Consider the following 12,880-nt stretch of genomic DNA (forward strand, 5'->3'; position numbering starts at 1 on the left):
AAATGAACCAAAACAAAAATATCGATGTGCGCAGCTTCGGCAAGGTGGCGGTGCTGCTGGGCGGCAGCTCGGCCGAGCGCGAGGTGTCGCTGATGTCGGGCAACGGCGTGCTGCAGGCCCTGCGCTCGCAGGGCGTGGATGCGCATGCGTTCGACCCGGCGCTGCAGGAGCTGGGCGAGCTGCGCCAGCAGGGCTTTGCGCGCTGCTTCATCGCGCTGCACGGGCGCCACGGCGAGGACGGCACGGTGCAGGGCGCGCTGGAGCTGCTGGGCATTCCGTACACCGGCCCGGGCGTGATGGCGTCGAGCATCGCGATGGACAAGATCATGACCAAGCGCATCTGGCGCTTCGAGGGCCTGGCCACGCCCGAATGGCGCATGGCGCAAAGCGCGCAGCAGACGCGCGCTGCGCTGGCCGCGCTGGGCGCGCCGATGATCGTCAAGCCCGCGCGCGAGGGCTCGACCATTGGCCTCACCAAGGTCGCCAGCGCCGAGGAATGCGAGCAGGCCTACCTGCTCGCATCGCGCTACGACCCCGAGGTGCTGTGCGAGCAGTTCATCGATGGCATCGAGACCACTTGCGCAGTGCTGGGCCATGGCCAGGGCGCAGGTGCGCTGCCGGTCATCCGCATCGAGGCCGAGAACGGCAACTACGACTTCCAGAACAAGTACTACACCGACACCACCCAATACCACTGCCCGAGCGGCCTGCCCGAGGCGCTGGAGCGCCAGATCCGCGAGCTGTCCGAGGCGGCGTTCCGCACGCTGGGCTGCCGCGGCTGGGCGCGCGCCGACGTGATGGTGCGCGCCGGCGACGACAAGCCCTTCCTGCTGGAGATCAACACCTCGCCGGGCATGACCGGGCATTCGCTGGTGCCGATGGCCGCGCGCGCCACCGGCCTGTCCTACGAGGCGCTGTGCGTGCGCATCCTGTCCATGGCCAGCCTCGACGCCTGGCAAGGCACCGCGAAGGAGTAGCACGACATGGAGCAGACCATGCCTATGCCCCTGGACGTGAAGCTGATGAACGTGCTGGCTTCGGCGCTGTTCCTCGGCTGCGCGGCCCTGGTGCTGGCCGCTGGTGTGCGCTGGGTCGCCAATCTTCCCGCGCTGGGCATCGCGCGCATCATCGTGCAGGGCGAGCTGGAGCACAACAACGCGGTGTCGCTGCAGGCCAATGTGATGCCCATGCTCAAGGGCAACTTCTTCACCATCGACCTGGCCGCCACCAAGCATGCCTTCGAGCAGGCGCCGTGGGTGCGCGAGGCCCGGGTGAAGCGCGAGTTCCCGAACACCTTGTCGGTGGTGCTGCAGGAGCAGGACGCCGCCGCCATCTGGGGCAGCGCCGGCGAGGCGCGGCTGCTCAACAGCGACGGCCAGATCTTCGAGGGCGATTCGAGCGACCCCGATCTGCAGCCGCTGCCGCACCTGCAGGGGCCGGAGGGCCGCTCCAGCGAGGTGCTGGCCATGTACCGCCTGCTGTCGCCCGTGTTCGCCACGCTGAACAGCCCGCTGGTGGCGCTGCGCGAATCCGACAGCGGCAGCTGGCGCGCCAGCTTGCAAAGCGGCGCCACGATCGAGCTGGGGCAGGGCACGCAGGCGGAGATCCGCACCCGCGTGGCCAAGTTCGTGGAGTCGCTGCCCCAGGTCACCAGCAGCTACCGGCGCGGCGTGGCGGCCCTGGAGTCGGCCGACCTGCGCCACACCAGCGGCTATGCGGTGCGTATGCAGGGCGTGACCACCGGCACCGCGCCACCGGCCAAACCAGCAGCAAAAAAATGAGAGAGACCGCAACCATGAACCACATTCACCGACAGAGCGAGGGCAACTGACGATGGCACGAGATTACAAAGACGTAGTGGTGGGCCTCGACATCGGCACGGCCAAGGTCATGGCGGTCGTGGCCGAGGTGCAGGGCAATGGCGAGCTCAAGCTCGCCGGCCTGGGCGTGGCGCCGAGCAGCGGGCTCAAGCGTGGCGTGGTGGTGAACATCGATGCCACGGTGCAGAGCATCCAGCAGGCGCTCAAGGAAGCCGAGCTGATGGCCGACTGCAAGATCCAGCGGGTCTACACCGGCATCACCGGCAGCCACATCCGCGGCATCAATTCGAGCGGCATGGTGGCGGTCAAGGACAAGGAGGTCTCGGCCGCCGACGTGGCCCGCGTGCTGGAGACCGCCAAGGCCATCAGCATCCCGTCGGACCAGCGCCTGCTGCTGGTGGAGCCGCAGGAGTTCGCGATCGACGGGCAGGACGTGCGCGAGCCCATAGGCATGAGCGGCCTGCGCCTGGAGGCCAAGATCCATATCGTCACCGGCGCGCAGAGCGCGGCCGAGAACATCATCAAGTGCGTGCGCCGCTGCGGCCTGGAGGTCGAGCAGCTGCTGCTGAACCCACTGGTGTCGAGCCAGGCGGTGCTCACCGACGACGAGCGCGAGCTGGGCGTGGCGGTGGTCGATATCGGCGCGGGCACGACCGATGTGTCCATCTTCACCGGCGGCGCGATCCGCCACACCGCGGTGATCCCGATCGCCGGCGACCTGATCACCAGCGACATCGCGATGGCGCTGCGCACCCCCACCAAGGACGCCGAGGACATCAAGGTCGACAGCGGCTGCGCCAAGCAGCTGCTGGCCGACCCGGACAGCCAGGTCGATGTGCCGGGCCTGGGCGACCGCGGTCCGCGCCTGCTGTCCAAGCAGGCGCTGGCCGGCGTGATCGAGCCGCGCGTGGAAGAGATCTTTTCGCTGGTGCAGCAGGTCATCCGCGAATCGGGATACGAAGAGGTTCTGTCGTCCGGCATCGTGCTGACCGGCGGCAGCGCAGTGATGCCCGGCATGGTCGAGCTGGGGGAAGACATCTTCCTCAAGCCGGTGCGCCGTGGCATTCCCAAGTACTCCGGCACCCTGGCCGAGATGGTGGCGCAGCCGCGCGCCGCCACGGTGATGGGCCTGCTGGAGGAAGCCCGCGTGGCACGGATGCGCGGCTACAAGGTGGCCCAGAAGAGCGGATCTGTGAAATCCGCCTTCGGGCGTTTGAAAGACTTCATCGTGGGGAACTTCTGACCATGCACAGCAACCCTCTCTGGCTGGCCAAGAGCAGCCCCCCGCCACCGCACCGCACCCGTGACCAGTGGCGTTCCACGGGGCCGCCACGATGTCCAGGTTCATCAACAAGGTTCGCAGACATCCACCCATATCCATTCACCCCTATTCAAGCGAGAGCGACAGGAGCAGGCAAATGACCATCGAAATGTACGAAGACAACCAGTTCAATCAAGGCACCCTGATCAAGGTGATCGGCGTTGGCGGCGGCGGCGGCAATGCGGTGGAGCACATGATCGAGCGCAAGGTGCAGGGCGTGGAGTTCATCTCCGCCAACACCGATGCGCAGGCCCTGCAGCGCAGCCATGCGCACCGCGTGATCCAGCTGGGCGACAGCGGCCTGGGCGCGGGCAGCAAGCCCGACAACGGCCGCGAGGCCGCCGAGTCCGCGATCGAGGACATCCGCGCTTCGCTGGCCGGCTCGCACATGCTCTTCATCACCGCGGGCATGGGCGGCGGCACCGGCACCGGCGCCGCTCCGGTGATCGCCCGCGTGGCCAAGGAGATGGGCATCCTCACCGTCGGCGTGGTGACCAAGCCCTTCGAATGGGAAGGCCGCCGCCGCATGAACAACGCCGAGGGCGGCCTGGCCGAGCTCGAGGCCAACGTGGACTCGCTGATCGTGGTGCTCAACGAGAAGCTGCTCGACGTGCTGGGCGACGACATCACCCAGGACCAGGCCTTCGCCCATGCCAACGACGTGCTGAAGAACGCGGTGGGCGGCATCGCCGAGATCATCAACGACTACGGCGAGGTGAACGTCGACTTTGCCGACGTGCGCACCGTGATGAGCGAGCCCGGCAAGGCCATGATGGGCACCGCCACCGCCAGCGGCCCCGACCGCGCCCGCATCGCCGCCGAGCAGGCCATGGCCTGCCCGCTGCTGGAGGGCATCGACCTGTCGGGCGCCAAGGGTGTGCTGGTGCTGGTGACCGCATCGCGCGAGACCTTTAAGCTGTCCGAGTCGCGCCAGGCCATGGGCACCATCAATGCCTATGCCTCGGAAGACGCGCACGTCATCTACGGCGCCGCCTACGACGACTCGCTGGGCGAGGAGATCCGCGTGACCGTGATGGCCACCGGCCTGGCCCGCCAGCAGGCCAAGCGCCAGCCGATCTCGGTGATCCAGGGCAGCCTGGGCCTGCGCACCGGCACCGACGACATGCCGTTCGCGGCCCAGCCGGTGACCAACACGGTCGGCGGCCTGGGCGGCCAGGCCAGTGTCGCCAGCGGCGGCGTGCAGGCGCCCGACTACTCCAACATGAGCGTGCCCAAGGTGTGGCGTACCGGCCGCAACAGCGCCGCCGCCCGCGTGGACGCGATGTCCTCCGGCGGCATGGACGACCTGGAGATCCCCGCCTTCCTGCGCAAGCAGGCCGACTGATGGCGTGATGCAGCCGCGCGGATGCGGCTCTGCCCAAGGGCCACATTCCGCAACACTGCGTTGACAACGCGCTGTTAACCTGAAGAGGTGCAGCGCGTTGTTTCATCTATGGCGATGATTGATATTTTCAGCCCCTTCCAGGAACCTCCCCGGGTAAAATACACAGCTATGCTTCAGCAACGCACGATCAAGACATTGACCCACGCCGTCGGCGTCGGGCTGCACAGTGGCCAGCGTGTGGAGCTCACGCTGCGCCCGGCGCAGCCGGACACGGGCATCGTCTTTCGCCGCGTCGACCTGCCCGAGCCGGTGGACATGCCGGTATCGGCCGGCGCGGTGGTCGATACGCGCATGGCGTCGACGCTGGGCAGCGGCGATGCCCGCATCCACACGGTGGAGCATGTGATGTCGGCCTGTGCCGGCCTGGGGCTGGACAACCTCTACATCGACGTCACCGCGGAGGAGATCCCCATCCTCGACGGCTCCTCCGCCTCGTTCGTGTTCCTGCTGCAAAGCGCCGGCATCGTGCTGCAGAACGCGCCCAAGCGCTTCCTGAAGGTGCTCAAGCCGGTGGAAGTGCGCCAGGGCGAGGGCGACAACCTCAAGTGGGCGCGGCTCGATCCCTACCACGGCTTCAAGCTGCGCTTCGAGATCGATTTCTCGCACCCGGCGGTCGACTCCACCGGCCAGGTCTACGAGTTCGACCTGGGCTCGGGCAACTACACGCGCGACATTGCGCGCGCCCGCACCTTCGGCTTCACCAAGGACGTGGAGATGCTGCGCGCCAATGGCCTGGCGCTGGGCGGCGGGCTCGACAACGCCATCGTGATGGATGACTACAAGGTGCTCAACAGCGACGGCCTGCGCTACGACGACGAGTTCGTCAAGCACAAGATCCTCGACGCGATGGGCGACCTGTACATCGTCGGCCACCCGCTGCTCGCGGCCTACAGCGCCTTTCGCTCCGGCCACGGGCTGAACAACCTGCTGCTGCGCGCGCTGATGGAGCAGCAGGATGCGTGGGAGCTGGTGACCTTCGAACACGAGCGCCAGGCGCCGCAGGGCTTCGCACAGCCCTCGCTGGCCTGGTGACGCCGGCGCGATGCTGATCTTCCGCTGGCTGGTCGCCCTGCTGATCCTGATGTCGGCGCTCGGCTTCGTCTTCTACCTGGGCACCGGCCAGGTGCGTTACCGCAACTGGGCGCTGCTGCTGTTCAAGTGGACCATCATCGCGGCCCTGGCTTTCTTTGCCGTGCTGTTCGTGGGCCGCATCGTCTGATGCGCTCAGGCTTTGCTGGCAACACCGCGCAAGCCGTTCTGCATTTGGTAACGCCGGCAAAAGTGGCGTAAACGCGACGTGGCGCCGGGATACAAATTTTCCCTCCGCGATATCCGTTTCCAGGCGCCCGCATGCTTTACATTGTGAGCAGAGCAACCGGGCGCAGCCCACCGGGGTAAACCATGCCGGGCCATCGGGCGTTTAATGGAGGCATGCAGCCTCTGTCCGACACTCCGCATGGCCAGGGCTGCAGGACCCGGAAAGGAGCAAAACAATGAAACGCTGGCAATTTTCGACGGTGCTTGCAGGCGTGATGCTTGCGATGGGCGCTGCTTCGGTGCAGGCCCAGCCCTATCCCGGCCGCGGGCCGGATGGCTATGGCCCGCCCGGCCATCGCCAGGAGCGCGAGCGGCGTGATCAACGGCCTGACTGGCGCCGTGGCCCGCCTCCGCCTGCGCCACACATGGCGCCGCCCATGCGCCATCCGGGTGCCGGCCCGAGCCACAACTGGGTGCGTGGCGGCTATGTGCCCCGGCCGTACCGCGGCTACAGCTATGTGGTGGGCGACTGGCGCATGCACCGCCTCTATGCGCCGCCGCGCGGCTACCAATGGATCCAGTATGGCGGCGACTACCTGCTGATCGCGATCGGCACCGGCCTGATCGCCAACATCGTGTTCGCGAACTGAGACCCGAGACCGTTTGTTGGTGGCCGTGCTTCATACCAGTTATTGACTCAACGGAATAGCTGGATCCACGTGTGAAGACTTGCTCGGCCGGCCAGACCTGTGCGTGATACGCACAGGTTTTTTTCTGTCTTCTTTCTGCCGTTGTCCGCCTATTTCCCGGCCTGGGATGCGCCCGCCGCTTGGCCCGGCATGCCGTGCAGCGCCATCTGCGCACCGGCCACCTGCGAGACCAGGCCCGCCACCGCCTTGCCGGCCAGCGTGAAGGGCCGCTGGCTGCTGGTGGCCAGCACCACATGCTGGCGGAAGACCCGCTCCGCCAGCGGCACGGCCGCCAGGCTGCCGCTGGCCAGCTCGGCGGCGACCGCATGGCGCGGCAGCAGCGTGGCGCAGTCGTGCTGCGCCAGCATGCTCTTGAGGATCACCGAGGAGCTGCCCTCCAGGATCACATGCAGGCGCAGGCCGAGCCGGTGGGTCTGCTCGTCGAGCAGGTTGCGGATGGCATTGGGCGGCACCGGCAGCACCAGCGGCAGCCGCTCCAGCGCGGGCAGCGCGATGCTGGGCGGCAGGGCGCCGCGCCCTTGCCCCAGCGCCTGCTGCAGCAGCCGGCGCCGGCCCACCACGCACACCTGCGCGTCGGCGAGCTTGCGGTAGCTGTTGCTGCCCCGGGCGCGGTAGCGGTTGAGGATAGCCATGTCGATGCGCCCCTGGCTCAGCGCCACCTCCATGTCGCCGCTGTAGCCCTCGACCACCCGCAGCCGGATCTCCGGATAGCGGCTCGCCACCTCGCCATACAGCGCCGCGGCCATGAAGCCGGCCACGCCGGGCACCAGGCCCAGGGTGACCATGCCGCTGGGCACGCCGGTCAGCTCCTTGCCCAGGTGCAGCAGCGCATCCGCCTCTGACAGCAGCGCCTCGATCCGCGGCAGCACCTGCTCGGCCAGGGCCGTGGGCTTGACGCCGCGCCCGGTGCGGTGAAACAGCGCGCCGCCCAGCGCGCGCTCCAGCTCGGCGATCTGCCGGCTCACGGCCGACTGCGCCAGGCCCCGCTCCACCGCGGCGCGCGTCAGGCTGCCGCCCTGGGCGGCGGCGGCCAGCGTGCGCAGCGACTTCAGCGTCAGCAGTTCCAGGGCTTCGGGCGAATGGGTCATGGCAGGCCTTCTTCTATCTCTAAACGAGATAGCTGATTCTCACATTTCCGGTTGGCTCGCGGGTGCCGGCTTTCTACAGTGAAGTCCAGGAGACCCGCACGCCTGGAACGGCTTCCCCCACGGCGGCGGGCACCTGAAGCAAAGGAAAAGAATCCATGTCCATTCCAGAACCCCGGCATCCGCTCGTGCGCCTGCCGTCCGACGAAGCCGCGCTGCTCGGGCGCGTGAAAGCCCTGGTGGCCGAACGCATCGGCCCGGACGCCGAGCGCGTGGCGCAGCAGGATGTCTTCGCCTGGGACACCTTCCGCCTGCTGTGCCGCGAGGGTATCGTCGCCACCGCCTTTCCACGGGCCCATGGCGGCACCGAGGCATCGATGCTGCTGCGTGTGCGCATCATCGAGGAAGTGGCGTCCGTGTGTTCGACGGCCGCTTCGCTGATCACGGGCACCGACCTGTCCTCGCGCCCCATCGTGGCCGGCGCCAGCGAAGAGCTGAAGCGCGCACTGCTGCCCGAGCTGGCCAGCGGCGCGCGCCAGTGCGCCTTCGCGCTCACCGAGCCCGGCGCCGGCAGCGACGTGGCGCGCCTGGCGGCGCGGTACACGGCGGCGCCGGACGGCGGCTGGGTGCTGAACGGGTGCAAGAAATTCATCACCCGCGCCAACGTGGCCGACATGTTCGTCGTGGTGGCGCGCCAGGCCGATGGAGCGGAAGGCGCCCGCGGGCTCAGCGGCTTCGTCGTGCCGCGCGATACGCCGGGCATCACGGTCTCGGCGGAGATACCCAAGCTCGGCTGGTATGGCGTGCCGATCGCCATGCTCGGTTTCGAGCAGGTGCGCATCCCGCCGGGCCATATGCTCGGCCAGGAGGGCGAGGGCATGGCGGTGGCGCAGGACACGCTGCTGCGCGCCCGCATCGGCCACGCGGCCATCGCGCTGGGCCGGGCCGCCGGCGCACTGCAGATCGCCGCGCAGTACGCCAACCAGCGCCAGGTCTTCGGGCAGGCCATCGGCGGGCACCAGGGCGTGCAGTGGATGCTGGCCGAGATGGCGGCCCAGATCGAGGCTGCGCGCTGCCTGGTCTACAGCACCGCGCTGCGCTACGACACGGGCGATGCCGATGTGGCGATCCATGCCTCGATCGCCAAGATGCATGCCACCGACCTGTGCATGCGCGTGGTGGTCGACTGCCTGCAGCTGCTGGGCGGCAACGGCTACCTCAAGGCCTTTCCGCTGGAGCGCTTTTTGCGCGACGCCAAGATGAACCAGATCGGCGAGGGGGCGAGCGAGGTGCACAAGAACCTGATTGGCCGCCACGTGCTGCGGCGCGCCGCGGCGCTGCCGCAGCACCCCTGCCTGGACATGGAGCCGCAGCTGTGGACATGAGCGCTGCACTGACGAACGAGCTCTGCCGCCGGCTGGGCATCCGCCTGCCGATCTTTGGCCTGGCCCACCGCATCGAGGTCGCCGCGGCGATCTCGCGCGCCGGCGGGCTCGGCGTCTATGCCGCCGCGCGCGACGGCCCGCACGAGCTGCAGCAAAAGCTGCGCCAGCTGCGCGAGCTGTGCCCCGAGCACCCGGTGGGCGTGGACCTGCTGCTGCCCAGCGGCCTGCCCGGGCACGACGAGCGCGCCGCCGTCACCGCGGCGCTGCCGCAGGCGCACCGGGATTTCGTGCAGGGCCTGTTCAGGCAGTACGCGGTGCCGCCGGCCACCGAGGGCAATTTCTTCTCGCAGTACGTGCGCTCGCAAAGCCTGTTCGAGGAGCAGGTGGACGCCGTGGCGGCCAGCGATATCGATGTTTTCGCCGCTGGCGTCGGCACGCCGGTGGCGGCGCTGGCCCGCATCAAGGCGCGCGGGCTGCACACCATCGCGCTGGTCGGCAGCGTGCGCCATGCGCACAAGGCGATCGCGGCCGGCGCCGACATCCTGGTGGCCCAGGGCTACGATGCGGGCGGCCACACCGGGCCGATCGGCACCTTCACGCTGGTGCCGCAGATCGTGGCCGCGGCCCAGGGTCGGCCGGTGATCGCGGCCGGCGGCATAGGCACTGGCGCGCAGGTGGCGGCCTCGCTGGCGCTGGGCGCGCAGGGCGCCTGGCTGGGTACGCTGTGGCTGGGCACGCGCGAGCACGAGCTGCCGGCGGCGCTGGCCGACAAGCTGATCGCCGCCGGCAGCGAGGACACGGTGATCACCCGGGCCCACAGCGGCAAGCCCTGCCGTGTGGTGCGCAGCGCATTCAGCGACGCCTGGGCCCAGCCGGATGCGCCCGAGCCGCTGGCCATGCCGTACCAGCAGGCCCTCACCGGCGAGCTGCTGGCGGCGGTGGAAGAGCACCGGATCGCGCCGCTGATGTACGAGGCCGCTGGCCAGAGCGTGCACTGGCTGCGCCAGATCGAGCCGGTGCAGGCCGTGATGCAGCGCCTGGTGGGCGAGACGCGCCAGGCGCTGCAAGCCATGGCGGGCTATATCGACTAGCAAAGAATCAGCAGGAGACAAGCATGGACCGTCGAGCATTCAACCTCCACGCGCTGCTCGCCAGCGCATCGGCCGGCCTCGGCCTGTTGCCGCTGCCGGCCGGCGCCGGCGCGCCGCCAGGGCCGGACGGCTTTCCCGAGCGGCCGTTGCGCCTGGTCGTGCCCTATCCGGCGGGCGGCGTTGTCGACGTGGTGCTGCGCGCGGTGTGCGACCCGCTGTCCGAGGCGCTGCCGCAGCGCATCGTGGTCGACAACCGCCCCGGCGCCGACGGGCGCATCGGCCTGGACAACGTGGCCAGGGCGCCGGCCGACGGCTACACGCTGCTGAGCGCCACGCCGCTGCTGGCGACCGGCGAGCATCTGTTCGCGGACGCGAGAACGCGCAGCCAGGACTTCGTCGGCATCTGCGGCATTGCCGCGGCGCCCACGGTGTTCGTGGTGCACAGCGCGGTGCCGGCGCAGACGCTGCAGGAGTTCGTCACGCTGGCGGCCGCCCGGCCGGGCGCGCTCAACGCCGCCAACCCCGGCACCGGCAGCTCCATCCACCTGGCGCAGGAGCTTTTCTTCGAGCGCACCGGCATCAAGCTGAGCAATGTGAGCTACAAGGGCCAGCCGCCGGCGCTGCTGGACCTGGGCTCCGGGCTGCTGCAGTTCGCGCTGGTGTCGCAGAACCTGGTGCTGCCGCTGATTCGCGCGGGCAAGGTGCGGCCGCTGGCGGTCAATGCCGCCACGCGCACCCGTTCGCTGCCCGATGTGCCTACCGTTGCCGAGGCCGGCTTCAGCGATACCCTGGTCCAGTCCTGGTACGGCGTGGCCGCGCTGGCGAAGACGCCGGCGCCGGTGCTTGCCTGGCTGGGCGGGCAGTTCCAGCGCGCCATGGCCTCGGCCGAAGTGCGGGCCCGGCTGGCGGCGCTGGACACCGAGCTGCTCGCGCTCGACGGCCCGGGCTTCAGCGCGCTGATTGCCGCGGAGACCCGGCGCTGGGGGGCGCTGATCCGCAAGCGCGGCATCCGCCTGCAGTAGCTAGGGTGTGTCATCAATTGCTTGCCTGCGCGAAAGCTCTGCGGGCGGTGCAGTGCAAGGCGCCCTGAGCGCGGTGTAGCCCTGCTACATGAGCGAGGGGCAACGCCGCAATGCGCCGCCCGCAGGGCTTTCCCTTCGGGCTGGGCGGCCGTGCGGCGTCTGCTTTGTCGCGCGGCTTGCCCATAGATGACTATGGGCTGCGCCACGCTTCGCGCATCCATCCGCATGGCCGCGCCAGCGCGCGGGTAAGCAATTGATGACACACCCTAGTAGCTGCGCCCGGCCTTGTACATGGCGTGCTGGCGGCGCTGCAGCGGGCTGACCTCGGCCATGCGCGCCATCGCCATGCCGGCATGGGCGTGGGTGATGGCCATGCCCAGCGCGTCGGCCGCGTCGGTGCCGGGCAGGCCGGGCAGCTGCAGCAGGCGCCGCACCATCTCCTGCACCTGCGACTTGGCGGCGCGGCCATGGCCGACCACGGCCTTTTTCATCTGCAGCGCGGTGTACTCGGCCACCTTCAGGTCGTTGGCGACCAGCGCGGTGAGCGCCGAGCCGCGCGCCTGGCCCAGCAGCAGCGTGGACTGCGGGTTGACGTTGACGAAGACGATCTCGACCGAGGCGGCATCGGGCTGGTAGCGGGCGCAGACCTCGTTGATGCCGTCGAACAGGATCTTGAGCCGGCCCGGCAGGTCGCCCAGCTCCAGCCTGGTGGTGCGGATGGTGCCGCTGGCCACATAGGACAGGCGCTGGCCGTGCGCGTCGATGACGCCAAAGCCGGTGGTCTGCAGGCCGGGGTCGATGCCGAGGATTCTCATTTGGAGTATGGAGCGTTGGATGCGGTATTTTCACCCAGTCCAACGATCCCATCTTCTATGGCGCAGCGTAGGAAACTGACACGACCCATCGGTGGACACCAAGCAAGGGCCGCCCCGCAGCGAGGGTGTCGTCCCCCTCCCGCGTAGCGAGAGAGGGGGAAGGCGCGCAGCGACTCAGGGGGTGGGCAGTTCTGCATACCGCATGCGGGCCAGGATGGTGCTGGTGCGGCGGTTCATGTAGGCCGACTGGGGGTTCTTCTCGGCCTCCTTGGGGCGGGGCAGCATCACCGCCAGGCGCGCGGCCTCGGCGGGCGCGAGCTGCGCGGCGCTCTTGTGGAAGTAGTGCTGCGCGGCCGCCTCGGCGCCGAAGATGCCGTCGCCCCATTCGGCATGGTTCAGGTACAGCTCCAGGATGCGCTGCTTGTCGAGCAGCAGCTCCAGCGCATAGGTCAGCACCAGCTCCTGCCCCTTGCGCAGCATGTGCCGCTCGGAGGACAGCAGCAGGTTCTTGGCCAGCTGCTGGGTGATGGTGGAGCCACCCATGAGCTTGACCGGCTTGATCGGCACCGCGGCCGGATCGAACTCCTCGCCGCGCTTTTTGGCCAGCGCCTCGGCCCGGGCGATGGCCTGCTCCTGCAGCTGCTCCGCGCGCGCCAGGGCCTTTTCGTTGCGCGCGCGGGCCTTCTGGATCGCCTCCCACATCACGCCGTCGTGGGTGGCGAAGCTGTCGTCCTCCGAGGCGATGACCGCGCGCTTGAGCGAGTCGGCGATGCGCTCGTAGTCCGCCCATTGCTGGCGCCAGCGCAGGCGGCCGTCGTCGCGGATCTGGCGCCAGGCCTCGGAGCGCTCGAAGGCGGTGGAGGCCGGGTCGACCTGCGCCAGCAGCGCGATGCGGCCGATGAAGAACAGCTCCAGGCCCAGCGCCAGCAGCACCAGCCAGCCCAGCCACCGCAGCAGCGCCTTCATGGC

The 12,880-nt window shown here is 69.1% G+C and carries 13 protein-coding genes; 10 read left to right on the plus strand and 3 right to left on the minus strand.

Features of this window, described 5'->3' with window-relative positions:
- Positions 1-2 precede the first annotated feature (2 nt).
- The 7 genes from ACODRX_RS21640 (at position 3) to ACODRX_RS21670 (ending at position 6,453) form a co-directional block, all read left to right on the plus strand.
- On the plus strand, positions 3-977 hold the full coding sequence (locus ACODRX_RS21640; RefSeq protein WP_488873605.1) for a D-alanine--D-alanine ligase: 975 nt from the start codon (positions 3-5) through the stop codon (positions 975-977).
- A 6-nt stretch (positions 978-983) separates the two neighbouring features.
- Positions 984-1,781, plus strand: a complete 798-nt coding sequence (locus ACODRX_RS21645) for a cell division protein FtsQ/DivIB (protein WP_488873606.1) — start codon at positions 984-986, stop codon at positions 1,779-1,781.
- Positions 1,782-1,833: 52 nt separating this feature from the next.
- Complete coding sequence (gene ftsA / locus ACODRX_RS21650; protein ID WP_488873607.1) at positions 1,834-3,063, plus strand: cell division protein FtsA; 1,230 nt, start codon at positions 1,834-1,836, stop codon at positions 3,061-3,063.
- A 175-nt stretch (positions 3,064-3,238) separates the two neighbouring features.
- Positions 3,239-4,486 (plus strand): cell division protein FtsZ, encoded by a 1,248-nt coding sequence (gene ftsZ, locus ACODRX_RS21655; RefSeq protein WP_488873608.1) that lies wholly within the window; start codon positions 3,239-3,241, stop codon positions 4,484-4,486.
- A gap of 168 nt (positions 4,487-4,654) precedes the next feature.
- Positions 4,655-5,578 carry a UDP-3-O-acyl-N-acetylglucosamine deacetylase gene (lpxC, locus tag ACODRX_RS21660; RefSeq protein ID WP_488873609.1) on the plus strand — a complete coding sequence of 308 codons (924 nt, stop codon included), beginning with the start codon at positions 4,655-4,657 and terminating at the stop codon, positions 5,576-5,578.
- A 10-nt stretch (positions 5,579-5,588) separates the two neighbouring features.
- Positions 5,589-5,765 carry a hypothetical protein gene (locus ACODRX_RS21665; protein ID WP_488873610.1) on the plus strand — a complete coding sequence of 59 codons (177 nt, stop codon included), beginning with the start codon at positions 5,589-5,591 and terminating at the stop codon, positions 5,763-5,765.
- A 274-nt stretch (positions 5,766-6,039) separates the two neighbouring features.
- Positions 6,040-6,453 carry an RcnB family protein gene (locus ACODRX_RS21670; protein WP_488873611.1) on the plus strand — a complete coding sequence of 138 codons (414 nt, stop codon included), beginning with the start codon at positions 6,040-6,042 and terminating at the stop codon, positions 6,451-6,453.
- Between the two features lie 149 nt (positions 6,454-6,602).
- Here the strand turns inward: ACODRX_RS21670 and ACODRX_RS21675 are convergent, their stop codons facing one another.
- The gene (locus ACODRX_RS21675) at positions 6,603-7,601 is read right to left on the minus strand and encodes a LysR family transcriptional regulator (RefSeq protein WP_488873612.1); all 999 of its coding nucleotides are present in this window, start codon (positions 7,599-7,601) and stop codon (positions 6,603-6,605) included.
- Between the two features lie 155 nt (positions 7,602-7,756).
- Between ACODRX_RS21675 and ACODRX_RS21680 the strand changes: the two genes are divergently transcribed.
- Genes ACODRX_RS21680 through ACODRX_RS21690 form a run of 3 tightly spaced genes read left to right on the plus strand, consistent with a single transcriptional unit; the run spans position 7,757 to position 11,096 of the window.
- On the plus strand, positions 7,757-8,983 hold the full coding sequence (locus ACODRX_RS21680) for an acyl-CoA dehydrogenase family protein (protein ID WP_488873613.1): 1,227 nt from the start codon (positions 7,757-7,759) through the stop codon (positions 8,981-8,983).
- Positions 8,980-10,074, plus strand: coding sequence for an NAD(P)H-dependent flavin oxidoreductase (locus ACODRX_RS21685; protein WP_488873614.1), 1,095 nt, complete (start codon positions 8,980-8,982; stop codon positions 10,072-10,074). Before ACODRX_RS21680 ends, ACODRX_RS21685 begins: the two co-directional genes overlap by 4 nt.
- A gap of 23 nt (positions 10,075-10,097) precedes the next feature.
- Positions 10,098-11,096, plus strand: a complete 999-nt coding sequence (locus ACODRX_RS21690) for a Bug family tripartite tricarboxylate transporter substrate binding protein (protein WP_488873615.1) — start codon at positions 10,098-10,100, stop codon at positions 11,094-11,096.
- Positions 11,097-11,362: 266 nt separating this feature from the next.
- On the opposite strand, the gene ruvC is transcribed toward ACODRX_RS21690, so the two are convergent.
- Both ruvC and ACODRX_RS21700 read right to left on the minus strand, forming a co-directional pair.
- Complete coding sequence (ruvC, locus tag ACODRX_RS21695; protein ID WP_488873616.1) at positions 11,363-11,911, minus strand: crossover junction endodeoxyribonuclease RuvC; 549 nt, start codon at positions 11,909-11,911, stop codon at positions 11,363-11,365.
- Positions 11,912-12,085: 174 nt separating this feature from the next.
- Entirely contained in the window at positions 12,086-12,877 is a 792-nt protein-coding gene (locus ACODRX_RS21700; protein WP_488873617.1) for a transglycosylase domain-containing protein, read from the minus strand.
- Positions 12,878-12,880: the final 3 nt, after the last annotated feature.

The sequence above is a fragment of the Comamonas sp. FG99 genome (assembly GCF_057808605.1).